We start from the raw sequence: 25,662 nt of genomic DNA, 5'->3' as shown, positions 1-25,662 counted from the left end.
ACGCGCAAGCGCGGGGGACTGCGATTACTGGTTGTCCTGGCCGAGCTTGGCCTTCAGCAGGGCGCCGAGGTTGGTCGTGCCAGCCGTGCCGGTGTCGGCCTGGAACTTCTGCATCGCTTCCTGCTGCTCTGCGCTGTCCTTGGCCTTGATCGACAGGTTGATGTTGCGCGACTTGCGGTCGACGTTCACCACCAGGGCGGTGATCTGCTCGCCTTCCTTCAGCACGTTGCGGGCATCTTCCACGCGGTCAGCGGAGATTTCCGAAGCGCGCAGGTAGCCTTCGACGTCGTCGGCCAGCTGGACCACGGCACCCTTGGCGTCAACGGCCTTGATCGTGCCCTGAACCAGCGAACCCTTGTCGTTGGCCGAGATGAAGTTGTTGAACGGATCGCCCGACAGCTGCTTGATGCCCAGCGAGATGCGTTCCTTGTCGACATCGATGCCCAGCACCACGGCTTCAACTTCGTCGCCCTTCTTGTACTTGCGCACGGCCTCTTCGCCGGACTCTTGCCAGGACAGGTCGGACAGGTGCACCAGGCCGTCGATGCCACCAGGCAGGCCGATGAACACGCCGAAGTCGGTGATCGACTTGATCTGGCCGCTCAGCTTGTCGCCCTTCTTGTGGTTGCGCGAGAAATCGTCCCACGGGTTGGCCTTGCACTGCTTCATGCCCAGGCTGATACGACGCTTGTCTTCGTCGATATCCAGCACCATGACTTCGACTTCGTCGCCCAGCTGGACAACCTTCGACGGGGCCACGTTCTTGTTGGTCCAGTCCATTTCCGACACGTGCACCAGGCCTTCGATGCCGGCTTCGATCTCGACGAACGCGCCGTAGTCGGTCAGGTTGGTGACCTTGCCGAACAGGCGGGTGCCTTGCGGGTAGCGGCGCGAGATGCCGACCCACGGATCTTCGCCCAGCTGCTTCACGCCCAGCGAGACGCGGTTCTTTTCCTGGTCGAACTTGAGGATCTTGGCGGTGATTTCCTGGCCAACCGACAGCACTTCGCTCGGGTGGCGGACACGGCGCCAGGCCAGGTCGGTGATGTGCAGCAGACCGTCGATGCCGCCCAGGTCAACGAACGCACCGTAGTCGGTGATGTTCTTGACGATACCGTTGACGATGGCGCCTTCCTTCAGGGTTTCCATCAGCTTCTGGCGCTCTTCGCCCAGCGTGGCTTCGACCACGGCGCGGCGCGACAGCACAACGTTGTTGCGCTTGCGGTCCAGCTTGATGACCTTGAATTCCAGGGTCTTGCCTTCGTACGGGGTGGTGTCCTTGATCGGACGCACGTCAACCAGCGAGCCCGGCAGGAACGCGCGGATGCCGTTGACCATCACCGTCAGGCCGCCCTTGACCTTGCCGGTCACGGTACCCGAGATGATTTCGCCGTCTTCCAGGGCCTTCTCGAGGTTCAGCCACGAGGCCAGGCGCTTGGCCTTGTCGCGCGAGAGGATGGTGTCGCCATAGCCGTTCTCGAGTGCGTCGATGGCCACGGAGACGTAGTCGCCGGCCTGCACTTCGAGTTCGCCCTGGTCGTTCAGGAACTCCTCCACCGGCACAAATGCCTCGGACTTGAGGCCGGCGTTGACGACCACGAAGTTGTGGTCGATGCGCACGACTTCAGCGGAGATCACTTCGCCAGCCTTCATATTGGAGCGGGCGATCGATTCCTCGAACAGTGCGGCAAAGGATTCGTTAGTTTGCAGGTCGGACATAAACGTAAGGTGAAATCCGCAATACGCTGGCCGGCGCGACGATCGCGCTCAGTCTGCCAGGGCAGCGGGGTCAGGTTTGACAAAAGCCAGCCAGGGCACGGGCCCGGACTGACGCCATCGGGTACGGAAGGGGCACGCCGCTTCTACGGATGCGCCCGCTGCATGTCATGCATCGGGCCGCACAGCGGCAAACCACTCCAGCACCTGCGCCACCGCCTGATCCACCGTCATGTCGGAGGTATCGAGCAGCTTTGCATCCTCGGCGGGACGCAGCGGTGCGGCGGCACGGGTACGGTCCCGCGCGTCGCGCGCCTCGAGGTCACGCAAAAGGTCTTCGATATTAGCAGAAATTCCCTTATCAATCAATTGTTTATAGCGCCTGCGCGCACGCGCCTCGACGCTCGCGGTCAGGAACACCTTGAGCTGCGCGTCCGGGAAGATCACGGTACCCATGTCGCGGCCGTCCGCCACCAGCCCGGGCAGCTTGCGAAAGCTGCGCTGCAGCTGGGTCAGCGCGTCGCGCACCGGCTGGTGCACGGCGATGGCCGAGGCGCGGTTGCCGATCGCCTCGGCGCGGATCGCCAGGCTCACCTCCTCGCCTTGCAGCCAGACGCGGTCCGGCCCGAACTTCACATCGAGGCGCGAAGCGATCCGCGCCAGGGCGTCCATGTCGGCCAGGTCAACACCCACGCGGTCGCTGGCCAGCGCTACCAGCCGGTACAGCGCACCGCTGTCGAGCAGGTGGAAGCCCACCGCGTCGGCAACCTTGTGCGCAACCGTGCCCTTGCCGGAGGCGGTCGGTCCGTCAATGGTGATGACGTTGACGATAGTCATTGCTTATGATACCCAGAGAAACGATTGATTATTAATTCTATTGAGAATCATTATCATTTGATCCATGGCATTGCGCCGCAAACAGCAGCGCATCCCTCAGTATTGGTCGCGAGGCAATCTACCATGGCAAAAACCCTGACGTTCGGCATCATGCACCTCGGCATCGCGTTCAGCGTGACCTATGCGCTGACCGGCAGCCTGGCCGTGAGCGGCGCCGTCACCTTTATCGAACCGGCCATCAATACCGTGGCCCACTACTTCTTCGACAAGTACTGGGACAAGCGCCAGCACCGCCAGCCGCCGGCCACCCGCGACAGCGCCGCAGCCCCGGCCCGCAACGGCGCCGACACCGGCCTGGTCAGCGCGTGACGCCGGCAAATACGCTGAAATAGTCCGGGAACGTCTTCGCCACGCAGCCCGGATCGTTGATCCGCACCGGCAACGGGCCGAACGCCGCCAGCGAGAAACACATCGCCATGCGATGGTCATCATAGGTGCCAATGCCGTCGGCCGGGGTCTGCCACGGCTGCGGCGGCGTCACGCGCAGATAGTCGGCGCCCTCCTCGACCACCGCGCCCAGCTTGCGCAGTTCCGTCGCCATCGCGGTGATGCGGTCGGTTTCCTTGACGCGCCAGCTGGCGATATTGGTCAGCGTGGTGGTGCCTTCGGCAAACAGCGCTGCCACCGCCAGCGTCATGGCGGCATCGGGGATATGGTTGCAGTCCAGCTCGATGCCGTGCAGGCGCCCGTCGTCGCGCTCGGTGCCGCGCACCTCGATCCAGTTATCGCCCGCCATCACGTTGGCGCCCATGCGGTTGAGCGCATCGGCAAAGCGTACATCGCCCTGGATGCTGGCCATGCCGACGCCTTCCACTCGCACCGGACCGCCGCCGATCGCGCCGGCGGCGAGGAAATACGAAGCCGACGACGCATCGCCCTCGACAAAGATCTCGCCCGGCGAGCGGTAAGCCGCCCCTGCCGGCAAGATGAAGCGCTCCCAGCCCTGCCGCTCCACCTCGATGCCGAAGCGCGCCAGCAGGTTCAGCGTGATCTCGATATACGGCTTGGAGATCAGCTCGCCCACCACTTCGATCTCGATGCGGCCGCTGGCGGACTGCGCCAGCGGCAGGCTCATCAGCAGCGCGGTCAGGAACTGGCTCGAGACATCGCCGCGCACGCGGATCGGCGCGTCGATGCGCAGGCTGGCCGGCTGGATATGCAGCGGCGGGAAGCCTTCGTTGCCAAGGTAGTCGATCACCGCGCCGACCTGGCGCAGGCCGTCGACAAGGTCGCCGATCGGCCGCTCATGCATGCGCGGCACGCCGGACAGCTTGTAGCTGCCGCCCTGCAGCGCCAGCGCGGCAGTCAGCGGACGGATCGCGGTGCCGGCGTTGCCCATGAACAGCTCGGCCGACTTGTTGGGGAAGTTGCCGCCGGCGCCGGTGACGATGTAGTCGGCGCCTTCCTGCCGCCAGGCCACGCCCAGCGTGCTCAACGCCTGCAGCATCACGCGGGTGTCATCGGAATCGAGCAGGTCGCGCACGCGGGTCTCGCCGTTGGCCAGCGCGGCCAGCAGCAGTACGCGGTTGGAGATGCTCTTCGAGCCCGGCAGCCGGACGGTGCCGTGGGCGCGGGTCAGGGGGCCTAGCGTCAGGTGTTCCATGGATGTCGTGGGCGCCGGGGCGCCGCGGTCAGGCGATGGGCCAGGGCCATCAGGGTTCGATATGGTTGTTGCCCGCGGCACGCTCGGCGCCCCAGGCCAGGCGGGTCTTGCTGGCGCGCGTGAAAATGCGCTCGAGCGCGTCGCCGTCGCCCTTCTCGATCAGCGTCTTCAGGTGCGCCAGCACCGACTGGTAGGTATTCAGTTCGCGCAGCAGCGCGTCGCGGTTGGCGACGCAGATGTCCCGCCACATTTCCGGAGACGAGGCTGCGATCCGCGTGAAGTCGCGGAAGCCGCCGCCCGCGAAATCCAGCTTCAGCGCCGCATCTTCGGCGTTGGCCACCTGCGCCACCAGCGCGTACGACAGCACGTGAGGCAGGTGGCTGACCGCGGCAAACACCGCGTCGTGCTGGACCGCCGACATCACGTGGCAATGCGCGCCAGCGCTTTCCCACATGGCGCGCACCGCGGCAACATCGGCGCGCGCGTTTTCCTGCAGCGGACACAGCACGGTCTTCTTGCCGTCGTACAGGTCCGGCAGCGCGGCCTCGACGCCGTTGAGCTCGCGCCCGGCGATCGGATGGGCGGGCACGAACTGCGCGGCCTTGTCGCCCAGCGCGGTCTTGGCGGCGATGATCACGTCGGACTTGGTGCTGCCGGCATCGGTGACGATGGTGCCCGGCTGCAAGTGCGGCTCGAGCGCATGCAGCAGCGCAAAATTCTGCGCCACCGGCGCGCACAGCACGATCACGCTGGCGCCGCGCGCGGCATCGGCCAGCGTCGCGGCCTCGTCGATCACGCCCAGGTCCAGCGCCTTCTGCAGCGAAGCCGCCGAGCGCCCGACCCCAACCACCGTGCCCACCACGCCGGCGCGCTTGAGCGCCAGCGCGAGCGAGCCGCCGATCAGGCCGACGCCGACAATGACAACACGGGAAAAATGCAATGCACTCACAATCACAGGCCGCAAGCGGCGGTAGTTCGGTTCAGACCGAGATCAATCAATGGGTGGCACGACCACCGGCGTTTGCGGCGGCCGGCCTCAGGCCAGCGCCCGCTCCAGCGCCGCGATAAACGCCGCGTTTTCTTCCCGCAAGCCGATGGTCACGCGCAGCCAGCGCGGCAGGTTGTAGTTGCCCACCGGCCGCACGATCACGCCCTGCCGGAGCAAGGCCAGGTTCACGCGCGCGCCGGCGCCGTCATCGTCGCCCACGCGCACCAGCACGAAGTTGCCGGACGACGGCACGTATTCCAGGCCGAGCCGGTCGAACGCTTCGGTCAGCTGCCGCTTGCCGTCGCGGTTCAGCTCGGCGCTGCGGCGCAGGAAATCGGTATCCGCAAGCGCGGCGATGGCGGCGGCCTGCGCTACGCTGTTGACATTGAACGGCTGGCGGATGCGGTTGAGCAGGTCGGTCAGTTCCGGCTGCGCCACCGCATAGCCGATGCGCAGGCCCGCCAGGCCATAGGCCTTGGAGAACGTGCGCGACACCATCAGGTTGGGGTAGCGGCGCACCCAGGCAATCGCGTCGTATTGCTGGTCGGCATCAAGGTACTCGTTGTAGGCCTCGTCCAGCACCACCACGACATGGCGCGGCACCCGCTGCAGGAACGCCTCGATCTGCGCGGCCGGCAGGAAGGTGCCGGTCGGGTTGTTGGGATTGGCGATAAACACCAGGCGCGTATCCGGCGCAATCGCCGCGGCCATCGCGTCGAGGTCGTGGCCGTAGTCGCGCGCGGGCACTTCGATGGCGCGGGCGCCGATCTCCTGGGTGGCCAACGCGTACACCGCGAACGAGTACTCGGCATAGACGATCGACTGGCCCGGCTCCACCAGCGCATGCGCGGCCAGTTCCAGGATGTCGTTGCTGCCGTTGCCCAGCGTCAGCCAGTCGGCGGGCACGCCGAAGCGCGCCGACAGCGCGCCCTTCAGCGCAAAGCCGTTGGCATCGGGATAGCGGCCCAGTTCCGCCACGGCCGCGGCCACCGCAGTGCGCGCCGATTCCGGCATGCCCAGCGGATTCTCGTTGGAGGCGAGCTTGACGATGCCGGCCTCATCCAGGCCGAACTCGCGCGCGACTTCGGCAATCGGCTTGCCCGCCACGTATGGCGAAATCGCCCGCACATAATCCGGCCCGAACACCGTGGCGCCGCCTTGCTTGCCCTGCTCTGCCATCTTGTCTCCTTGTGCTGGTCCGGCTGCTTTACTTGCTCGACGGATACGAGCCGAGCACCTTCAGGTAGGCGGCGTTGCGGCGCAGCTCTTCGATCGCGCGCGCCACCGCCGGCTCATGCTGGTGCCCTTCCACATCAACGTAGAAGTAGTATTCCCACGCGCCGCTGCGCGCCGGGCGCGACTCGAAGCGGCACATCGACACGCCGTTCTCGGCCAGCGGCGCCAGCAGCTGGTACACCGCGCCGGCCTTGTTGGGCACCGACAGGATCAGCGAGGTCTGGTCGCTGCCCGAGGGCTCGGTCTCATAGCGGCCGATCACGGCAAAGCGCGTGCGGTTGTGCGGATCGTCCTGGATATGCGTGCGCACCAGGTGCAGGTGGTAGCGGTTGGCAGCGGACTCGGCGGCAATCGCGGCCACCGTGGGATCTTCGCTGGCCATGCGCGCCGCTTCCGCATTGCTCGACACCGCCTGGCGCTCGAGATGCGGATAGTTGGCGGTCAGCCAGTGCTGGCACTGCGCCAGCGCCTGCGCATGCGCGCGCACCACCGTGACGCCCTTCATGTCGGGCGTCGACGCCATCAGGTTGTGGTGCACCTTGAGCGCGATCTCGCCGCTGATCTTCAACGAAGTCTGCAGGAACAGGTCTAGCGTGCGCGACACCGCGCCCTCGGTGGAATTCTCGACCGGCACCACGCCGTATTCGACCGTGCCCGCCTCGACCGCGCGGAACACCTCGTCGATGCTGGGGCAAGGCACGCCCGACACCTCGTGGCCGAAATGCGCGTACAGCGCCTGCTCCGAGAACGTGCCGGCCGGCCCGAGGAATGCCACTTCCAGCGGTTTCTCCAAGCCGCGGCAGGCGGACATCACCTCGCGCCAGATTGCCGCCACGCTTTCGCCCAGCAGCGGGCCCGGGTTGGCGCCCTGCACCTTGCGGATGACCTGCAGCTCGCGCTCCGGACGGAACACCGGCGCGCCGTACTTCTTCTTGACCTCGCCCACCTCGAGCGCCAGCTTGGCGCGGCGGTTCAGCATCGCCAGCAGCTCGCGATCCACGGTATCGATCTGCTCGCGCAGCGGCCCCAGCTCGACCGACAGCTTGCGCTCGGCATCACTCAGGTGGCTGTCGCCGTTCTGCGGCGCATTGGGCGGCGTCTCCTCGCGCGCGGGGGTGCGGTCTTGGCTTGTCATGTTGTATCAATCCGGTGGGCCGTCGGGCGCGGCCAGAAAACTGCCCGCGCGGGCCGGCATGCCGTGGCTGGCATGCGCGACCCGCTGGCGGGAATGCGCGTCAGGCGGAGGTCCGCTCGAACTCGCGCATAAAGTCGATCAGCGCCATCACGCCTTCCAGCGGCATGGCGTTGTAGATGCTGGCGCGCATGCCGCCCACGGTCTTGTGCCCCTTCAGCTGCACCAGGCCGTTGGCCCTGGCTTGCTGCAGGAAGGCCTCGTTGCGCGATTCGTCGCCCAGGAAGAACGGTACGTTCATGCGCGAGCGGCAGCTGGGATGGATCTCGTTGCGATAGAAATCGCTCTGGTCGAGGTAGTCGTACAGCGCCGACGCCTTGGCGATATTGCGCTGTTCGATCGCGGGCACGCCGCCCTGGCGCTTGAGCCACTGGAACACCAGGCCGGCGATATAGATCGCATAGGTCGGCGGGGTGTTGTACATCGAGTTGTGCTCGGCCACCAGGCGCCAGTTGAACGCCGACGGGCACAGCGGATGGGCATGGCCGATCAGGTCTTCGCGCACGATCACGATGGTGACGCCGGCCGGGCCGATGTTCTTCTGCGCGCCGCCGTAGACCACCTGCACGCGCGACCAGTCGATCGGGCGCGACAGGATGTGGCTGGAGGCATCCGCCACCACCACGCGGTCGCCCTTGACCTGGCCAATATCGGGGATGTCCTGAAACTCCACGCCGACGATGGTCTCGTTGGTGCACAGGTGCACGTAGCCCGCATCGTCCGACAGCTTCCAGTCGGCCACGTCCGGAATGCGGTGGTATTTCTGCGCCTCGCTGCTGGCGGCGATATTGACCGCGCCGTAGCGGCGGGCCTCCTGTTCGGTCTTGACCGACCAGGTGCCGGTGACGACGAAGTCGGCCTTGGGCGCGTCGGCATGGCGCAGGCGCATCAGGTTCAGCGGCACGATGCCGTTTTCACCGATGGCGCCGCCCTGCAGGAACAGCACGCGGTAGTTGGCGGGAATATGCAGCAGCTCGCGCAGGTCGGCGATGGCCTGGTTGTGGATGCCTTCGAACTCGCGGCTGCGGTGGCTCATCTCCATCACCGAAACCCCGGTCCCGCGCCAGGACAGCATCTCCTCGGCAGCCTGTTGCAGCACTTCGGCAGGCAGCGCTGCCGGGCCGGGCGAGAAGTTATAGACGCGTTCGGCCAATGCACGCTGCATCATGCCGGCAAGAGCGGGATTCTGGGGATCGTTCATGAGACGGGGGGATGGAAAAATGGCTGCCGGTGTTACCCAAGCAGCCATTATCCCTCAAACCCGCGCCCCGTTGGGCGCCCGGGGTCAGCCCCGGGTTGCCGCGCACGCCCGAACGGTGTCGGACGGGCGGCGGGCGGATCCGTTGCGGATCACGCCGGCATCACTTCGAAGCGGCGGTGATTTCCTTCTCGGCGGCGTCGCGCATCGACTTGCCGACCTGCGGGCCGTACTTCTGCATCATCGAGCCCCAGATTTCCTGCGTTGCCTTGCCCTGGTTGGCCATGAACTTCTGGCCGGTCGGCGACTTCAGGAAGGTGGTCAGGTCCTTCAGTTCCTGCGTGGTGTAGTACTTGCCGAAGGCATCGTAGTGCGCCTGGATGGCATCCTTGCGGAAGCCGTCGGTGGTGAACGCCGTGCCGGCGCCGTCCACGACGCGCTGGACCGCGCCGTTCTTCTTCAGCTTTTCAACCGCGGCCTGCTTCTGCTTGTCGCTCAGGGTCTTGTTTTCGACCAGCACCTGCTCGAGGACCAGCGGCGCTTCCTGCTTGGCGCCTTGCTGCCAGTTCTCTGCCTGGCCCTTCACAGCCTGGTCTGCCTGCATGACGGAAAGCAGTTCCTTGATAGCTGCCGTCTTTTCCGCGTCCTGTGCGTGGGCATGCTGCGCCATCATGAAGGTCGGGACAAAAGCAGCCAGAACAGCGATACGTCGATAGGTTTTGAGCATTGTGACTCCCTGGTAAATACGTCCGTTTTAGTCCGGACAGCCGCGAGGCGAGTTCCGGCTGGCGTCCTATTGTTGCAACAATTTACGTTTGGTCTTAAGGATTCGCGTCGGCATCCGCACCTGCGGCACCTTCAGCACCTTCGGCGCCTTCCGCACCCTCTGCCTCGTCAGGCTCCTCGCCGTTGCCGCCGTTGTCGGCATCGCTTTCAACGATGCGCTGCAGCCCGGACAGCTTGGTGCCCTCGTCCACGTTGATCAGCGTGACACCCTGCGTGGCGCGGCCCATTTCGCGGATTTCCGCCACACGGGTACGGATCAGCACGCCGCCGGTGGTGATCAGCATGATCTCGTCCTCGGGCGAAACCAGTGCAGCAGCCACCACACGGCCGTTGCGCTCGCTCGTCTGGATCGCAATCATGCCCTTGGTGCCACGGCCATGTCGAGTGTACTCGGCGATCGGGGTACGCTTGCCATAGCCGTTCTCGGTCGCGGTCAGCACGCTGCCGCGCACGCCCGCATCCGCAGATTCTTCAGCGGTCTCGGCCGGCGCCACCAGCATCGCGATCACGGTCTGGCCGTCTTCCAGGTTCATGCCGCGCACGCCGCGCGCCTGGCGGCCCATCGGACGCACATCGTTCTCGTCGAAGCGCACGGCCTTGCCGGCGTCCGAGAACAGCATCACGTCGTGCTGGCCATCAGTCACCGCCGCGCCGATCAGGTAGTCGCCTTCGTCAAGGTCGACCGCGATGATGCCGGCCTTGCGCGGGTTGGAGAACTCAGTCAGCGCCGTCTTCTTGACCGTGCCGCGCGCGGTCGCCATGAAGATGAAGTGCTCGGCGTCGAACTGCCGCACCGGCAGGATGACGTTGATCTTCTCGCCTTCCGACAACGGGAACATGTTGACGATTGGTCGCCCGCGCGAGTTGCGCGACCCCTGCGGCACCTCGTAGACCTTCAGCCAGTACAGGCGTCCGCGGTTGGAGAAGCACAGGATGTAGTCGTGGGTATTGGCCACGAACAGGGTATCGATCCAGTCGTCTTCCTTGGTCGCGGTGGCCAGCTTGCCCCGGCCGCCACGCTTCTGGGCGCGATATTCGGAGATCGGCTGGCTCTTCATATAGCCGCTGTGCGATAGCGTGACCACCATGTCCTGCGGGGTGATCAGGTCCTCGGTATCCAGTTCGGTTGCGTTCAGCTCGATCTGCGAGCGGCGCTCATCGCCGAATTCGGCGCGGATCGCCGTGAGTTCGTCGATGATGATGGTAGTAATACGCTCCGGCCGCGCCAGGATATCGAGCAAGTCGGCGATTACCGCCATGATGTCGCGATATTCCTGGACGATCTTGTCTTGTTCGAGCCCCGTGAGGCGTTGCAGGCGCATTTGCAGGATTTCCTGCGCCTGGCTGTCGGACAGCCGGTACAGGCCGTCGGCCTGCATGCCGAATACCGCCGGCAACCCGTCCGGCCGGTACGAGGCGCGCCCGCCCGGGGTTTCGCCTTCCGCCCGGGCCAGCATGTCGCGCACCAGCGCCGAATCCCATGCCTTGCTCATCAGTTCCTGCTTGGCGATCGGCGGCGTCGGGGCGGCCTTGATGATGGCAATGAACTCGTCAATATTGGCCAGCGCCACGGCCAGGCCTTCGAGCACATGGCCGCGCTCGCGCGCCTTGCGCAGCTCGAACACCGTACGACGGGTGACGACCTCGCGGCGGTGCGCCAGGAAGTACTCCAGCATCTGGCGCAGGTTCAGCAGGCGCGGCTGGCGGTCGACCAGCGCCACCATGTTCATGCCGAAGGTGTCCTGCAGCTGGGTGTTCTTATATAGGTTGTTGAGGACGACCTCGGGCACCTCGTTGCGCTTGAGCTCGATCACCACCCGCATGCCGGACTTGTCCGACTCGTCGCGGATGTCCGAGATGCCTTCGATCTTCTTCTCGGTGACCAGCTCGGCGATGCGCTCCAGCAGGGTGCGCTTGTTGACTTGGTACGGCAGCTCGTCGACGATGATGGCCTGGCGCTGGCCGCGGTCGATATCCTCGAAGTGCGTCTTGGCGCGCATCACCACGCGGCCGCGGCCGGTGCGGTAGCCTTCGCGGACGCCCTGAATGCCATAGATAATGCCGGCGGTCGGAAAATCCGGCGCCGGAATCAATTCAATCAGCTCGTCCACCGTCGCCTGCGGGTTGCGCAGCAGGTGCAGGCAGCCGTCGACGATTTCATTCAGGTTATGCGGCGGGATATTGGTGGCCATGCCCACCGCAATACCCGACGAACCATTGATTAGCAGATTGGGAATACGCGCCGGGAGAATCGAGGGCTCTTTTTCAGAGCCGTCGTAGTTGCTGTCGAAATCGACGGTTTCCTTGTCGATGTCGTGCAGCATCTCGTGGGCGATTTTCGACAGCCGGATTTCGGTATAACGCATGGCCGCGGCGTTATCCCCGTCCACCGAACCGAAATTCCCCTGGCCGTCGACCAGCATGTAGCGCAGCGAGAAGTCCTGCGCCATGCGGACGATGGTGTCGTAGACTGCGGTATCGCCGTGCGGGTGGTACTTACCAATCACATCCCCGACGATACGGGCCGATTTCTTGTAGGCGCGGTTCCAGTCGTTGTTGAGCTCGTGCATCGCATACAGCACGCGCCGGTGCACCGGTTTCAGGCCATCCCGGACATCGGGAAGCGCGCGCCCGACGATCACGCTCATGGCGTAATCCAGGTAGGAGCGGCGCATTTCCTCTTCTAGGGAGACCGGAAGGGTTTCTTTTGCGAATGGATCCATTGCGGCGTGGTTTATGCGGCAGGTTTAAGCAAATGACAGGCCCTTTGGCACGCGGCGCCGGTGGGCGCCCGACGGCTGGGCAACGTGCCATTCTAACATGCCGGCACCCCCTGCCCGGCGCTCTCCGGACAGGCCCCGCGAGAGCCCCCGGCGACCGCTGCTGAAACCCGGAATCCCTGATGCCACAAGGCTTTGCGGGCGATACAAGACCCATGTTGCACAAACACCACAGGCCCAAAACCCATGCGGCGAATCGAATATATTTACTTCTTAGGAAACGACCCTTGTGGCACAATTCCCCAGCGAAGAGCCAGACATTGTTCGAAGTGGAGCATCCACCACATCGAGAATGTTATACTCCGAAGAATGTATGACTTGTTTTCGTCCATTTGCTCGCAGTAACCCTGCGGTGATCTCATCCTGAGAGGAGAAATATGAAAAAATTTGCCAAGCTCGCGCTCGTTGCAGCTACCGCAGTAATGGCTGCATCCGCTCAAGCTCAGTCCGTCCCTTATGAAAAGAAGGCAGTGAACGACAACTGGGGCAACGGTACGAGCGAGTACGTGTGGAAGAATGGCACGAACGAGCTCTGCTGGCGCGACAGCTCCTGGACCCCGGCCACGGCCAACGCGCTGTGCGACGGCGCCCTGGCCCCGGCCGTAGCGGCACCGGCCCCGGCTCCGGTGGCCCCGCCGGTTGTCTCCAGCGAGAAGGTCACTTTCGCTGCTGACACCCTGTTCGACTTCGACAAGGCTGTGCTGAAGCCCGAAGGCAAGGCCAAGCTGGACGACCTGGTCTCGAAGCTGCAAGGCATCACCCTGGAAGTCATCATCGCCGTTGGCCACACCGACTCGTTCGGCTCGGACAAGTACAACGATCGCCTGTCGATCCGCCGCGCTGAATCGGTCAAGGCTTACCTGGTGAGCAAGGGTGTTGAAGCCAACCGCGTCTACACCGAAGGCAAGGGCAAGCGCCAGCTGAAGGTCGATCCGAAGTCGTGCAAGGGCAACCGCAAGTCGCAGATCGCCTGCCAGCAGCCGAACCGCCGCGTGGAAGTCGAAGTGGTCGGCACCCGCAGCGCACGTTAATCGGAACCCTTCCGATCCAAGAAGCCCAGCGCAAGCTGGGCTTTTTTTTTGGTACAGTTGCCCGGACTGTCCCCCTTCCTCCACCCGCCGCGGCCAGCGCCGCCGGACCCGCATACGATGACGTTGCAATCGCACACCCTCCCCGCAGCCGACGCCGCCAGCCAGCACCCGCCGCGCCGGAATGCCGACCCCAAGGAAATCGACAAATTCAGCGAACTGGCCCACCGCTGGTGGGATCCGCAAAGCGAGTTCAAGCCGCTGCATGAGCTGAATCCGCTGCGCCTGGGCTGGATCGATGGCATCGCCGCACTGGCGGGCAAGCGGGTGGTCGACGTGGGCTGCGGTGGCGGCATCCTGTCAGAGAGCATGGCGCGCCTCGGCGCCACCGTGCGCGGCATCGATCTCTCCAGCAAGGCGCTGAAGGTGGCGGACCTGCATAGCCTGGAGTCCGGCGTTGCCGTGACCTACGAGGAGATCGCCGCCGAAGCGCTGGCCGCGCGCGAGCCGGCCAGCGTGGATGTGGTGACTTGCATGGAGATGCTGGAACACGTGCCGGACCCGGCATCCATCGTGCAGGCGTGCGCGACACTGGTCCGTCCCGGTGGCCATGTTTTCTTCTCGACCATCAACCGCAACCTGAAGGCGTACCTGCTGGCCATCGTCGGCGCCGAATACGTGCTCAACATGCTGCCGCGCGGCACCCACGACTACGAAAAGTTCATCACGCCCTCCGAACTGGCCCGCTTCGCGCGCCAGGCCGGCCTGGACCTGGTCGAGATGCGCGGCATGACCTACAACCCGCTGTCGCAGGTCTATACGCTGGGCCAGGACACGGACGTGAACTATCTGATGGCGTTCCGCCGGGTGGCGGCATGAGCGCGGCAATCGCAGGGGTTTTCTTCGATCTCGACGGCACCCTCGCCGACACCGCGCCGGACCTGGCTGCGGCGGCGAACCGGCTGGTGGTCGAACGCGGCCGCCCGCCGGTGGCCTATGAGAAGCTGCGCCCCGTGGCCTCGCATGGCGCGCGCGGACTGCTGGGCGCCGCGTTCGGCTTGCGTCCGGAGGATGCCGAATTTCCGGCCCTGCGCGATACCTTCCTGGATTACTACGAAGCCGACATCGCGGTGCACACGCAGCTGTTCGACGGCATGCCGCAGGTGCTGGCCGCGCTCGAGGCGGCCGGCATCCCCTGGGGCATCGTCACCAACAAGATCGCGCGCTTCACGGTGCCGCTGGTCGCCGCGATCGGCCTGGCGCCCCGCGCCAGCGCCGTGGTCAGCGGCGACACCACGCCGCACGCCAAGCCCCACCCCGCCCCGTTACTGCATGCCGCCGCGAGTGCCGGCGTTGAACCGAGCCGCTGCGTCTATGTCGGCGACGACCTGCGCGACATCCAGGCCGGCAAGGCCGCCGGCATGATCACGGTGACCGCCGCCTATGGCTACTGCGGCGACGGCGACCCGCCCGAGGCCTGGGGCGCCGACCACCTGATTCGCCACCCGTCTGAGCTGATCCCGCTGCTGGTGCCCGCCGCGATCGCCTGAAAGTGCGCTGGCAGTATCCGGAGACACGGCCTGGAACTCCCCAAGACAGCTTGCGTCCAACCGGGTACAATCCAGCTTCCTCACTGGGGCCGACCTGGTTTCGACGTGGGTTACAAAGCAGTGGAGGGCATACCGAGGACCCGTCACCTCGTTAATCAATGGGAATGCAATAACTGCTAACGACGAACGTTACGCACTGGCAGCCTAAGGGCCGCCGTCCTCGCACTGGCTCGCTGACGGGCTAGGGTCGCAAGACCACGCGAGGTCATTTACGTCAGATAAGCTCCGGAAGGGTCACGAAGCCGGGGACGAAAACCTAGTGACTCGCCGTCGTAGAGCGTGTTCGTCCGCGATGCGCCGGTTAAATCAAATGACAGAACTAAGTATGTAGAACTCTCTGTGGAGGGCTTGCGGACGCGGGTTCGATTCCCGCCGGCTCCACCAGTATTCAGTCCGATGCAGTACCAGCAGGACCAGAAACCCGCGACAGCTCAGGCTGCGCGGGTTTTTCTTTGTCCGGCCGCGCCACCGGCATGCGCCGGAAAAAACAACATCCCCAGATTTGGGGATGCCGGGCGCGCCACGCAGGTCCATGATGCGATGCGGGCGATCCGCGACTCGCCCGCTGCCACTTCGAGCCCTCGTCCACCCGGCCGAGGGCTTTTTCTTTTGGTGCGACGGTCAGGGACGGGAAAATTTCCGACCCCAAAATAGGCCAAGCCTTATCGCTTCACGAGGGTGCGGGTCCTATCGTAGCAAGGAACTTTGACTGGCATGCCGCTGGTTGTCATTGGCTGGATCCGCGCACGCCGCGGGAATTTGACGAGGCAAGCCGCATCCCTGACCCTGCTATGAACCGAACCCAACTGTTCCATCTCCTGCGCCGCTGGCTGGTCGTGGTGGCGTGCTTCGCGGCACCGCACCTGGCCCATGCGAAGTGCACTGCCACGCCATCGTTGCCTTATGACCAGACCCTCGACAGCATGGCCATCGCGGTCAACCTTGCCGAAGGCAGCACGATTCCGGGAACGGTGCGCAGCTACCAGTTCAGCGGCAGCTGCGCCAACGTGCAGCCGTGGGTGGTGCCTGGCGCCCCTATCGTCTCGTGCTACTACGGGTCCGGCACCGAAGTGAGGCCGGGCGTCTATTCCACCGGTGTCCCGGGCGTCGGCATCCGCCTGCGCAATGCCGCCGGCCAGCCGATGACCAATGCTTCGGGCGTCTGGTGCGACACCCGCTCGGCCAACCTGGGCCAACTCAATGCCGACCTGTCCTATTCCGTGTCGGTGACCATCGAATTCGTCAAGACCGGGCCGATTTCGACCGGCAACCTCGATCCCGCCCAGACCCGTTTTGGCTTCGGCGTCTATAACGGGTCGGTGGAAGGCGCGCTGGGCGGCACGGGCAACCGCGACAACTACATCGGCTTTTCCGGCACCATCGCAACACGCGAAATCGCTTGCAATGTCGTTGCCCCCCCTACCGTGAGCCTGCCCGCGATCAGCGCCAGGACGCTCGCAACGCAAGGCGCCGGCGGTAACACGCCGTTCTCCATCCAGCTGACCTGCAACAGCGCGGCCATCGTCGGCATGACGCTGGACGGCGCCGCCGGCACGCCGGTCATGTCCGCGGCGGCCGGCATCCTCGGCCTCAGCAACGCCGCGGACCCTGGCGCGGCGAGCGGCACGGGCGTGCAGATCATGAATGCCAGCGGCACCGCGCCGGTACCGCTGCAGGTGCGCAATGCCATGGGCAGCATCCAGGCCAACGTACCCGCAACCTATCGTTTCGGCGCCCGCTATGCCAGCCTCGGCGGCACCCCTTCGCCGGGTAACGTCAGCAGTTCGATGGTGTTTACGCTGGACTACCAGTAAGGGCCATCGCGGCAGTGACGTACCGGAGGCATGGTTCATCGCTACATCCCGGACCGAAGGACTACAATAGCCCGCTGCAGTCCTTCAAGGCTTTCGCGATGTCCGACCATCCCCGCTTCACCATCAACCGCTCCATGATCGCCCTGGTTCCGGAACAGCCGTTCCTGGACTGGATCCAGGCGGTCGATCCCCAGCCCGTGGCCGGCCTCACGCTGGAGCAGGTGCGCGAAGACCAGAGCGTGTTCCTGCTGCCCGAGGAACTCGCCGACACCCACGAGAACGCCGTCCACTGGGTCGAGAAGCGCTGGCAGGATTTCTTCGAATTCATGCTCGGCGAATGGTTCGACGACTCGGCATGGCCCGAGGAACTGTCGCTGAAGATGTTTCGCGAGTGGTTCAGCGTGCGCTATCACTCGATGGTGTTCGACATGGCGCCCGACGTGCCGGTGATGCACGACGACTGGGACGACGAGGACGATTCGTCCGAATTGCTGCACTGATCTCCCGGCTGCCCCTCAAAGGAAGCGGTCAAGTATCTTGCGGCTGTGCTTGTCCAGCGCCATCAGGTCGCGGATCAGGTAGTGGATGCCGTGCGTGTCCGAGATCAGCAGCGTGCTGCCGGCCAGGCGCCGGATCGCTTCTTCGCCGCGCAACACCAGGTCGGTCTGGCCGCGATCGGTCTTGACCGTCCACACGCTCGGCGTGGCGTAGGTCGACACACTGACGATGCGCTCGATTTCCGGCATGAACTCGCGCGAGGCCAGTTCCGCCTCGATCATGTCGCGCTCGGCGATCGGCAGGTCTTCCAGCCGCGGAATCCATACCACCTCATGCCCGTCCGCGCTCATCATGCCGATGCCGCCCTGCGGCGCCGAGATCGGGAAGGCGCGCACCGGCACCACGCCTTCATGGACGGTGCCGTCCTCGGCGATCAGCACCAGGCGGCCGAACGGGTTGCGGTCCAGCGTGAACACTGGGGTCGGCGCGGCGGCGGCGATGTCATTGAGCATGGGCAGTCTCCGGAATCTGGATGGCCTCTTCGGTGTCGTCGTCTTCGGTATCGACATTGCGCGCCTGCGCCTGGTAGAGCTTGTAGTACGCGCCTTCGCGCAGCAGCAGTTCGTCGTGGCTGCCCACTTCGACGATCTGGCCGCGGTCCATCACCACCAGCCGGTCGGCCTTGCGCAGCGTCGACAGGCGGTGCGCAATCGCAATGGTGGTACGGCCCTGCACCAGGTTGTCGAGCGCCTTCTGGATTTCCTTCTCGGTGGCGGTGTCGACCGACGAGGTGGCCTCGTCCATGATCAGGATGCGCGGGTTGATCAGCAGCGCGCGCGCAATCGAGATGCGCTGGCGCTCGCCGCCCGACAGCGCCTGGCCGCGCTCACCCACCAGCGAGTCATAGCCATGCGGCAGCCGCAGGATGAACTCGTGCGCATGCGCGGCGCGCGCCGCGGCGATGATCTCGTCGCGCGTGGCGTCCGGCTTGCCGTAGGCGATGTTGTCGGCAATCGTGCCGAAGAACAGGAACGGCTCCTGCAGCACCAGGCCGATATGGCGGCGGTACTCCGAAACCGGCAATGAGCGGATATCGACCCCGTCGACCCGGATCGCCCCTTCTGAGACGTCGTAGAAGCGGCAGATCAGGTTGACCAGCGTGCTCTTGCCCGAGCCGCTGTGGCCCACCAGCCCGATCATCTCGCCCGGCGCGATCGACAGGTTCAGCCCGCGGATCACCGCGCGGTTGCCGTAGCGGAAGCCCAGGTCGCTCATGTCGATGGCACCCTCGACCCGGTCCAGCCGGGCCGGCCGCGTGGGCTCCGGCACGCTCGACACATGGTCGAGGATGTCGAAGATGCGCTTGGCGCCGGCGGCGGCTTTCTGGGTCACCGAGACGATGCGGCTCATCGAATCCAGCCGCGTATAGAAGCGGCTGATATAGGTCAGGAACGCCACCAGCACGCCCACCGTGATGGCGCTGTGCGAGACCTGCCAGATGCCGAACACCCACACGATCAGCAGCCCGATCTCGGTCAGCAGTGTCACCGTCGGCGTGAACAGCGACCACACCGCGTTGACGCGATCGTTGATTGCCAGGTTGTGCTTGTTGGCCTCGCGGAAGCGCGTGACTTCGCGCTTCTCCTGGGCGAATGCCTTGACCACGCGGATGCCGGGGATGGTGTCGGCGAGCACGTTGGTGATCTCCGACCAGATCCGGTCGATCTTCTCAAAGCCGTGGCGCAGGCGGTCGCGCACCAGGTGGATCATCCAGGCGATAAACGGCAACGGCACCAGCGTCACCAGCGCGAGCCACGGGTTGATCGAAACCAGGATCACCGCCGTCATCAGGATCATCAGCACGTCGGTGGCGAAGTCCAGCAGATGCAGTGACAGGAACACGCAGATGCGATCGCTTTCCGAACCGATGCGCGCCATCAGGTCGCCGGTACGCTTGCCGCCAAAATACTCGAGCGACAGCTTTAGCAAATGTTCATACGTTGTCGTGCGAAGATCCGCGCCGATGCGCTCCGATACCCGCGCCAGCAGGTAAGTTCGCGCCCATCCCAGCGACCACGCCACCAGCGCGGCCCCGAGCAGCCCCGCCAGGTAGAGCCGCACCAGCCCATAGTCGATCGGCACCCCGTTCTGGAACGGGATCAGGACCCGGTCCATCAGCGGCATGGTCAGGTAAGGCGGCACCAGCGTGGCGGCGGTCGACAGCAGCGTCAGGAGGAAGCCGCCCAGCAGTTGCCAGCGGTATGGGCGCGCAAAGCGCCATAGCCGCAACAGCGCCCAGGTCGACGGCGGCGTTTCCAGCTCGCGGCTGCATTGCGGGCACTGTTCTTCGTCCGGCGGCAGCGGCGCCTTGCAGGTCGGGCACAACACCTCGCCCGCCGCGGTGGCCGGGCGCGAGGCGGCGGCGTCGCGCTGGGCCTCGAACTGGTCCGCCAGCCGCAAAGCGGCGGGATTGTAACCAAGCGTATATCGCCAGGTGGCGAGCCGGCCGGCGGGGCCGGTCAGTTCCAGCGTGCCCACCCCCGCGTGGTCGGTATGCGACAGGCGCAGCGCCGGGGCGATGTTCCATTCCCGCACATTTTTTTCGCCGGGGGCGCGGGCAACGATGCGCTGGTCGGTCACAACCAGCCACCCTTGGGTAAAATGCAGCCTCGCGTCGAGGTCCAGTGCCAGTCCGGCCAGCACAGTCTCGCCGGGTCGGAGCCACGATCCGGTTTCAGTCCGCCAGGGTTCATCGGCGGCGGTGGCGGTAGGGACAGGCAGGGAGGACTGGGTCATGGATGGCGCGGCGTGCGTCCAGGGATTGCGGACATAACTTGAAACAATTTAGACCGGGCACGCGCTGGCGGCCCGCGAATTCGCCCGCAGTATACATAACGACGAACGCGCGGGTAGCCCTGATGCATTGCACAATCACTTTTACACCAAGAAAGTCAACCCGCTCTGTGCTGTAACGTTACTGAAAGGTTAGGCTTCCATTTCTCGGGCGTTCCGCCCACTGCCTCAAGCTAATTCAATGAAAAAGAAGGACATTGAGATTTTCGATGTCATGTCGCTGCGCGGCCCGAATATGTGGACATATCGGCCCGTTCTGGAGGCATGGGTCGATATCGGGGAACTGGAGGACTTTCCCTCCAACACGATTCCGGGGTTCTACGAGCGCCTGTCGGCCTGGCTGCCGTCGCTGATCGAGCATCGCTGCAGCATCGGCGAACGCGGCGGCTTCCTGCAGCGGCTGAAGGAAGGCACCTGGCCGGGCCATATCCTGGAACACGTGACGCTTGAGCTGCAAAACCTGGCGGGGATGCCGGGCGGCTTCGGCAAGGCGCGCGAAACGCCGGTGCGCGGCGTGTACAAGGTGATCGTGCGTGCCTGGCACGAGGAAGTCACCCGCGCCGCCCTGTTCGGCGCGCGCGACCTGGTCATGGCCGCGATCGAGGACCGCCCCTACGACGTAGGGGCCACGGTGGAGCATCTGCGCCGCCTGGTCGACAAGCATTGCCTGGGCCCCAGCACCGCCTGCATCGTCGATGCCGCGGACGACCGCGACATCCCGGCGATCCGCCTGTCGGACGGCAACCTGGTGCAGCTGGGCTACGGCGCGCGCCAGCGCCGCATCTGGACCGCCGAGACCGACCGCACCAGCGCCATCGCCGAAAGCATCTCGCGCGACAAGGACCTGACCAAGAGCCTGCTGGACTCCTGCGGCGTGCCGGTGCCGGAAGGCCGCCTGGTCGAATCGCCGGAGGACGCCTGGGATGCCGCCGAGGACATCGGCGTGCCGGTGGTGGTGAAGCCCTATGACGGCAACCATGGCCGCGGCGTGTTCACCAACCTGATGACCCGCGAGGAAGTGGAAACCGCCTATGGCGTGGCCATCGAAGAAGGCAGCGGCGTCATCGTCGAGCGCTTCATCCCGGGCAACGAGCACCGCCTGCTGGTGGTGGGCGGCCGCCTGGTGGCCGCGGCCATGGGCGAGACCGCCAGCGTGGTCGGCGACGGCAAGTCCACCATCGACGAGCTGATCGAGCTGCAGATCAATTCCGATCCGCGCCGCGGCAGCACCGAGGACCACCCGCTCAACCGCGTGCGCCTCGACTCCGCCGCGCGGCTGGAGCTGAAGCGCCAGGGCATGGACGGCAGTTCGGTGCCGCCGGAAGGCCGCACCGTGCTGATCCAGCGCAACGGCAACGTCGCCTTCGACGTCACCGACCGCGTGCACCCCAGCGTCGCCGCGCATGCCGCGCTGGCCGCGCGCGTGGTGGGGCTGGATATTGCCGGCGTCGACCTGGTGGCCGAGGACATCTCGCGCCCGCTGCACGAACAGCGCGGCGCCATCGTCGAAGTCAACGCCGGCCCCGGCCTGCTGATGCATATCAAGCCCGCCGAGGGCACGCCGCGCCCGGTCGGACGGGCCATCGTCAACCACCTGTTCCCCGAGTCGGAAGACGACCAGGGCCGCATCCCGGTGGTGGGCGTGACCGGCACCAACGGCAAGACCGTGGTGGCGCGCCTGGTCGCGCGCCTGTTGCAACTGTCGGGCAAGCATACCGGCCTGGCCTGCAGCGACGGCCTGTTCCTGGACCGCCGCCAGGTCGAAAGCGGCGACCGCGCCAACTGGGAAGCCGGCCACCGCATCCTGATGAACCGCGCGGTCGAGGCCGCCGTGTTCGAGAACGACAGCGGCAGCATCCTGTCCGAGGGCCTGGCCTATGACCGCTGCCAGGTCGGCGTGGTCACCAACTTCGACCAGCCCGACCACCTCGGCGACTATTACGTCGAAGACGAAGACCGCATGTACAACGTGCTGCGGACCCAGGTCGACGTGGTGCTCAAGGACGGCGCCGCCGTGCTCAACGCGCGCGACGAACGCCTGGTCGAGATGGCAGGACTGTGCGACGGCGACGTGATCTTCTTCGGCCTGACCCCGGAGCTGCCGGCGATCATGTCGCACCGCGCCGCCGGCAAGCGCGCGGTGTACGTGCGCGAAGGCAAGATCGTGCTGACCACCGGCAACAGCGAGACCGCGCTGGTCGACGTGGCCGCGGTGCCGCTGACCTACGCCGGCCGCGTCGCCTTCCAGATCGAGAACGTGCTGGCCGCGGTCGCTGCCGGCTGGGCGCTGGGCATCTCCAATGACCTGATCCGCGCCGGCGTGGTGACATTCGATGTGGGCCAGGTCGACGTGCCGGGCCGCTTCACGCTGTTCGAGCGCAACGGCGCCACGGTGGTGGTCGACGATGCCCACAACGCGCCCGCGCTGGAAGCACTGGCGACTGCGCTGGACCGCTTCCCGGCCGAGCGCCGCATGGTGGTCTATGGCGCCGGCGTGCAGCGCCGCGACGACGACCTGGTGCGCCAGGGCAAGGTCCTGGGCCAGCATTTCGACCGCGTGTTCCTGTGCGAGGACCGCAGCGTCAAACGCGCCCTGCCCGACGCCGAGGCGCGCGCGCTGCTCAAGCAGGGCCTGTACGAAGGCCGGCGCGTGACCAAGATCATCGACGAAGGCACGCGCGCCAGCGCCATCGAAAACGCCCTCGGCCAGCTGGTGCCGGGTGACCTGCTGGTGCTGCAGTGCGACGAGGCCGCCACCGGCGCCACTGTCGACCTGGTGCACCACTGGATGGGCCAGCCCGCCCGCCGCGCCTGACGCCCCCAGCCCAACCGCGCATAGAAGACACGGAAACCGTTCTATGGAAGTCTCCCGTATCCGGGCCCTGCGGGGCCCGAACCTGTGGTGCCGCCACACCGCCATCGAGGCGATCGTGGCGTGCCAGGACACCGCCAACATGCTGTCGGCCCTGCCCGGCTTCGAAGACCGGCTGCGCGCCCGCTTTCCCGAGATCGGGCCGCTGCGCCCGGACGAGGAATCGGTCGAGCTGTCGCTCGCCCACGTGCTGGAGGTGACCGCGCTGCGCCTGCAGGCCGCCGCCGGCTGCCCGGTGACGTTCAGCCGCACCGCGCAGACGGTCGAGCCCGGCATCTATCAGGTGATCGTGCAATACAGCGAGGAAGAAGTCGGCCGGCTCGCCTTCGAACTGGCCGAGGCACTGTGCCAGGCCGCGCGCCACGACACCCCGTTCGACCTCGCCGACGCGCTGCACCGACTGCGCGAGCTGGACGAGGACGTGCGCCTCGGGCCGAGCACCGGCTCGATCGTCTACGCCGCGGTCGCGCGCGGCATCCCGTACCGGCGCCTGACGCAGGGCTCGATGGTGCAGTTCGGCTGGGGCAGCAAGCAGCGCCGCATCCAGGCGGCCGAGACTGACCGCACCAGCGCCGTGGCCGAATCGATCGCGCAGGACAAGGAACTGACCAAGACCCTGCTGCACGCCGCCGGCGTGCCGGTGCCGCTGGGCCGCTCGGTGCGCAGCGCCGAGGAAGCCTGGGCCGCGGCGCAGGAAATCGACGCGCCGGTGGTGGTCAAGCCGCGCGACGGCAACCAGGGCAAGGGTGTCGCGGTGCGCATCCGCACCCGCGAGGAAGTGATGACCGCCTACGAGGTGGCCTCGGACATCAGCTCCGACGTGATCGTCGAGCGCTATATCCCGGGCCACGATTTCCGCCTGCTGGTGGTCGGCAAGCAGCTGGTCGCGGCCGCGCGCCGCGATCCGCCGCAGGTGATCGGCGACGGCGTGCATACCGTGCGCCAGCTGGTCGAGGAAGTGAACCGCGACCCGCGCCGCGGCGAAGGCCATGCCACCTCGCTGACCAAGATCCGCTTCGACGATATCGCGCTGGCGACGCTGGCCAAGCAAAACCTGACCGCCGACTCAGTACCGGCCGCCGGCACCCGCGTGGTGCTGCGCAACAACGCCAACCTGTCCACCGGCGGCAGCGCCACCGACGTGACCGACGACGTCCATCCCGACATCGCCGCGCGCGCCGTGGCGGCGGCGCAGATGGTGGGCCTGGACATCGCCGGCGTCGACGCCGTGTGCGAGACCATGCTCAAGCCGTTCGAGGAACAGGCCGGCGGCATCGTCGAGGTCAATGCCGCGCCCGGCCTGCGCATGCACCTGCAGCCGTCGTACGGCAAGGGCCGCGCGGTCGGCGAAGCCATCGTCTCGACCATGTTCGCGGACGGCGACGACGGCCGCATCCCGGTGGTGGCGGTGTCGGGCACCAACGGCAAGACCACCACGGTGCGGCTGATCACCCATATCATGGCCAGCAGCGGCCTGCGCATGGGCATGACCGGTACCGACGGCGTCTATATCCAGGGCGAGCGCATCGACACCGGCGACTGCAGCGGCCCGCGCAGCGCGCGCAACGTGCTGCTGCACCCTGACGTCGACGCCGCCGTGTTCGAAACCGCGCGCGGCGGCCTGCTGCGCGAAGGTCTGGCCTTCGACCGCTGCGACGTGGCGGTGGTAACCAACGTCGGCGAAGGCGACCACCTGGGCCTGTCGTACATCAACTCGGTCGAAGACCTGGCGGTGCTCAAGAGCGTGATCGTGCAGAACGTGGCGCCGCACGGCATGGCCGTGCTCAACGCCGCCGACCCGATGGTGGTGCGCATGGCCGACGCCTGCCCCGGCAGCGTCACCTTCTTTGCGCACGATCCCGACCAGCCGGCCATGGCCACGCACCGCGCGCAGGGCAAGCGTGTGGTGTTCGTCGATGGCGGCGACATCGTCGCCGCGGAAGGCGATGCCGAGGTGCGCATCGCGCTGGCGGAGGTCCCGCTGACGCGCAACGGCACCATCGGCTTCCAGGTCGAGAATGCGATGTCGTCGATCGCCGCGGCGTGGGCGCTGGGCATCGACTGGTCGGTGATCCGCCGCGGGCTGGCCACCTTCGTCAACGATGCGCAGACCGCGCCCGGACGCTTCAATGTGTTCGACTACCGCGGCGCCACGCTGATTGCCGACTACGGCCACAACCCGGATGCCATCCTGGCGCTGTGCAACGCGATCGAATCCATCCCGGCCAGGCGGCGGGTGGTGGTGATCAGTGGCGCGGGCGACCGCCGCGACGACGACATCCGCCGCCAGACCCAGATCCTGGGCGGCGCGTTCGACGAGGTCGTGCTGTACCAGGACCAGTGCCAGCGCGGCCGCGCCGACGGCGAGGTGCTGGCGCTGCTGCGCGAAGGCCTGCAGGGCGCGCAACGCGCCAGCCACGTCGAGGAAATCCGCGGCGAGTTCCTGGCCATCGACACCGCGCTGTCGCACCTGCAGCCGGGCGACCTGTGCCTGATCCTGGTGGACCAGGTGGAAGAGGCGCTGGGGCATATCGCCGGGCGCATCGCGCAGGGCTGAACGGTCCGCTGATGCACAAAGGCCAGCTCCGTGG

19 protein-coding genes and 1 other RNA gene are annotated in these 25,662 nt (G+C 66.1%); 9 read left to right on the top strand and 11 right to left on the bottom strand.

The window, feature by feature from the left end; all coding sequences use genetic code 11:
• Positions 1-24 precede the first annotated feature (24 nt).
• Entirely contained in the window at positions 25-1,719 is a 1,695-nt protein-coding gene (rpsA, locus tag ACEI37_RS14700) for a 30S ribosomal protein S1 (RefSeq protein ID WP_012352088.1), read from the bottom strand.
• Positions 1,720-1,884: 165 nt separating this feature from the next.
• Positions 1,885-2,553 carry a (d)CMP kinase gene (gene cmk, locus ACEI37_RS14695; protein ID WP_062797345.1) on the bottom strand — a complete coding sequence of 223 codons (669 nt, stop codon included), beginning with the start codon at positions 2,551-2,553 and terminating at the stop codon, positions 1,885-1,887.
• Positions 2,554-2,676: 123 nt separating this feature from the next.
• Between cmk and ACEI37_RS14690 the strand changes: the two genes are divergently transcribed.
• Entirely contained in the window at positions 2,677-2,922 is a 246-nt protein-coding gene (locus tag ACEI37_RS14690; RefSeq protein ID WP_373379515.1) for a DUF2061 domain-containing protein, read from the top strand.
• On the opposite strand, the gene aroA is transcribed toward ACEI37_RS14690, so the two are convergent.
• The 7 genes from aroA to gyrA all read right to left on the bottom strand — a co-directional run bounded on the left by aroA (position 2,912) and on the right by gyrA (position 12,339).
• Positions 2,912-4,216, bottom strand: coding sequence for a 3-phosphoshikimate 1-carboxyvinyltransferase (gene aroA / locus ACEI37_RS14685; RefSeq protein ID WP_373379514.1), 1,305 nt, complete (start codon positions 4,214-4,216; stop codon positions 2,912-2,914). The two genes, ACEI37_RS14690 and aroA, sit on opposite strands and share 11 nt — an antisense overlap.
• A gap of 49 nt (positions 4,217-4,265) precedes the next feature.
• On the bottom strand, positions 4,266-5,165 hold the full coding sequence (locus ACEI37_RS14680) for a prephenate dehydrogenase/arogenate dehydrogenase family protein (RefSeq protein ID WP_112773899.1): 900 nt from the start codon (positions 5,163-5,165) through the stop codon (positions 4,266-4,268).
• Between the two features lie 87 nt (positions 5,166-5,252).
• Positions 5,253-6,383 (bottom strand): histidinol-phosphate transaminase, encoded by a 1,131-nt coding sequence (gene hisC, locus ACEI37_RS14675; RefSeq protein ID WP_373379513.1) that lies wholly within the window; start codon positions 6,381-6,383, stop codon positions 5,253-5,255.
• A 28-nt stretch (positions 6,384-6,411) separates the two neighbouring features.
• Positions 6,412-7,575 (bottom strand): prephenate dehydratase, encoded by a 1,164-nt coding sequence (gene pheA / locus ACEI37_RS14670; protein ID WP_373379512.1) that lies wholly within the window; start codon positions 7,573-7,575, stop codon positions 6,412-6,414.
• Positions 7,576-7,675: 100 nt separating this feature from the next.
• A complete protein-coding gene (serC, locus tag ACEI37_RS14665) occupies positions 7,676-8,833 on the bottom strand; it encodes a 3-phosphoserine/phosphohydroxythreonine transaminase (RefSeq protein WP_373379510.1) in 1,158 nt (385 codons plus the stop codon).
• Between the two features lie 160 nt (positions 8,834-8,993).
• The gene (locus tag ACEI37_RS14660; protein WP_092308167.1) at positions 8,994-9,557 is read right to left on the bottom strand and encodes a DUF2059 domain-containing protein; all 564 of its coding nucleotides are present in this window, start codon (positions 9,555-9,557) and stop codon (positions 8,994-8,996) included.
• 94 nt (positions 9,558-9,651) lie between these two features.
• Entirely contained in the window at positions 9,652-12,339 is a 2,688-nt protein-coding gene (gene gyrA / locus ACEI37_RS14655) for a DNA gyrase subunit A (protein WP_373379509.1), read from the bottom strand.
• A 434-nt stretch (positions 12,340-12,773) separates the two neighbouring features.
• Here gyrA and ompA point away from each other — a divergent pair, with 434 nt between their 5' ends.
• From ompA to ACEI37_RS14625, 6 genes are all read left to right on the top strand, one after another.
• Positions 12,774-13,427, top strand: coding sequence for an outer membrane protein OmpA (ompA, locus tag ACEI37_RS14650; RefSeq protein WP_012352078.1), 654 nt, complete (start codon positions 12,774-12,776; stop codon positions 13,425-13,427).
• 117 nt (positions 13,428-13,544) lie between these two features.
• Complete coding sequence (gene ubiG, locus ACEI37_RS14645; protein WP_373379508.1) at positions 13,545-14,303, top strand: bifunctional 2-polyprenyl-6-hydroxyphenol methylase/3-demethylubiquinol 3-O-methyltransferase UbiG; 759 nt, start codon at positions 13,545-13,547, stop codon at positions 14,301-14,303.
• Positions 14,300-14,974, top strand: a complete 675-nt coding sequence (gene gph, locus ACEI37_RS14640) for a phosphoglycolate phosphatase (protein WP_373379507.1) — start codon at positions 14,300-14,302, stop codon at positions 14,972-14,974. The genes ubiG and gph overlap by 4 nt, the downstream gene beginning before the upstream one ends.
• Positions 14,975-15,059: 85 nt before the next feature.
• Positions 15,060-15,418: a transfer-messenger RNA gene (gene ssrA / locus ACEI37_RS14635) on the top strand.
• 407 nt (positions 15,419-15,825) lie between these two features.
• Positions 15,826-16,848, top strand: coding sequence for a fimbrial protein (locus ACEI37_RS14630; RefSeq protein ID WP_373379506.1), 1,023 nt, complete (start codon positions 15,826-15,828; stop codon positions 16,846-16,848).
• A 98-nt stretch (positions 16,849-16,946) separates the two neighbouring features.
• Positions 16,947-17,348, top strand: coding sequence for a hypothetical protein (locus tag ACEI37_RS14625; RefSeq protein WP_062802065.1), 402 nt, complete (start codon positions 16,947-16,949; stop codon positions 17,346-17,348).
• Positions 17,349-17,363: 15 nt separating this feature from the next.
• On the opposite strand, the gene ACEI37_RS14620 is transcribed toward ACEI37_RS14625, so the two are convergent.
• Positions 17,364-17,858 carry a DUF1854 domain-containing protein gene (locus ACEI37_RS14620; RefSeq protein ID WP_252674485.1) on the bottom strand — a complete coding sequence of 165 codons (495 nt, stop codon included), beginning with the start codon at positions 17,856-17,858 and terminating at the stop codon, positions 17,364-17,366.
• Positions 17,848-20,142, bottom strand: a complete 2,295-nt coding sequence (locus ACEI37_RS14615) for an ABC transporter ATP-binding protein (RefSeq protein WP_373379504.1) — start codon at positions 20,140-20,142, stop codon at positions 17,848-17,850. The genes ACEI37_RS14620 and ACEI37_RS14615 overlap by 11 nt, the downstream gene beginning before the upstream one ends.
• Positions 20,143-20,380: 238 nt before the next feature.
• On the opposite strand from ACEI37_RS14615, the gene cphA (ACEI37_RS14610) reads away from it, so the two are divergent.
• On the top strand, positions 20,381-23,014 hold the full coding sequence (gene cphA / locus ACEI37_RS14610) for a cyanophycin synthetase (RefSeq protein WP_373379503.1): 2,634 nt from the start codon (positions 20,381-20,383) through the stop codon (positions 23,012-23,014).
• Positions 23,015-23,057: 43 nt separating this feature from the next.
• Complete coding sequence (gene cphA, locus ACEI37_RS14605) at positions 23,058-25,628, top strand: cyanophycin synthetase (RefSeq protein ID WP_373379502.1); 2,571 nt, start codon at positions 23,058-23,060, stop codon at positions 25,626-25,628.
• Positions 25,629-25,662: the final 34 nt, after the last annotated feature.

Source organism: Cupriavidus nantongensis, assembly GCF_041726985.1.
GTDB lineage: Bacteria > Pseudomonadota > Gammaproteobacteria > Burkholderiales > Burkholderiaceae > Cupriavidus > Cupriavidus nantongensis_A.
The sequence above is the reverse complement of the archived record's forward strand: the minus strand, read 5'-3'. Positions and strand labels throughout refer to the sequence as shown.

What these genes read in the sequence shown, in the direction of transcription:
- rpsA (WP_012352088.1), bottom strand. Translation starts at nt 1,719, where the DNA reads ATGTCCGACCTGCAAACTAACGAATCCTTTGCCGCACTGTTCGAGGAA.
- cmk (WP_062797345.1), bottom strand. Translation starts at nt 2,553, where the DNA reads ATGACTATCGTCAACGTCATCACCATTGACGGACCGACCGCCTCCGGC.
- ACEI37_RS14690 (WP_373379515.1), top strand. Translation starts at nt 2,677, where the DNA reads ATGGCAAAAACCCTGACGTTCGGCATCATGCACCTCGGCATCGCGTTC.
- aroA (WP_373379514.1), bottom strand. Translation starts at nt 4,216, where the DNA reads ATGGAACACCTGACGCTAGGCCCCCTGACCCGCGCCCACGGCACCGTC.
- hisC (WP_373379513.1), bottom strand. Translation starts at nt 6,383, where the DNA reads ATGGCAGAGCAGGGCAAGCAAGGCGGCGCCACGGTGTTCGGGCCGGAT.
- pheA (WP_373379512.1), bottom strand. Translation starts at nt 7,575, where the DNA reads ATGACAAGCCAAGACCGCACCCCCGCGCGCGAGGAGACGCCGCCCAAT.
- serC (WP_373379510.1), bottom strand. Translation starts at nt 8,833, where the DNA reads ATGAACGATCCCCAGAATCCCGCTCTTGCCGGCATGATGCAGCGTGCA.
- ACEI37_RS14660 (WP_092308167.1), bottom strand. Translation starts at nt 9,557, where the DNA reads ATGCTCAAAACCTATCGACGTATCGCTGTTCTGGCTGCTTTTGTCCCG.
- gyrA (WP_373379509.1), bottom strand. Translation starts at nt 12,339, where the DNA reads ATGGATCCATTCGCAAAAGAAACCCTTCCGGTCTCCCTAGAAGAGGAA.
- ompA (WP_012352078.1), top strand. Translation starts at nt 12,774, where the DNA reads ATGAAAAAATTTGCCAAGCTCGCGCTCGTTGCAGCTACCGCAGTAATG.
- ubiG (WP_373379508.1), top strand. Translation starts at nt 13,545, where the DNA reads ATGACGTTGCAATCGCACACCCTCCCCGCAGCCGACGCCGCCAGCCAG.
- gph (WP_373379507.1), top strand. Translation starts at nt 14,300, where the DNA reads ATGAGCGCGGCAATCGCAGGGGTTTTCTTCGATCTCGACGGCACCCTC.
- ACEI37_RS14630 (WP_373379506.1), top strand. Translation starts at nt 15,826, where the DNA reads ATGAACCGAACCCAACTGTTCCATCTCCTGCGCCGCTGGCTGGTCGTG.
- ACEI37_RS14625 (WP_062802065.1), top strand. Translation starts at nt 16,947, where the DNA reads ATGTCCGACCATCCCCGCTTCACCATCAACCGCTCCATGATCGCCCTG.
- ACEI37_RS14620 (WP_252674485.1), bottom strand. Translation starts at nt 17,858, where the DNA reads ATGCTCAATGACATCGCCGCCGCCGCGCCGACCCCAGTGTTCACGCTG.
- ACEI37_RS14615 (WP_373379504.1), bottom strand. Translation starts at nt 20,142, where the DNA reads ATGACCCAGTCCTCCCTGCCTGTCCCTACCGCCACCGCCGCCGATGAA.
- cphA (WP_373379503.1), top strand. Translation starts at nt 20,381, where the DNA reads ATGAAAAAGAAGGACATTGAGATTTTCGATGTCATGTCGCTGCGCGGC.
- cphA (WP_373379502.1), top strand. Translation starts at nt 23,058, where the DNA reads ATGGAAGTCTCCCGTATCCGGGCCCTGCGGGGCCCGAACCTGTGGTGC.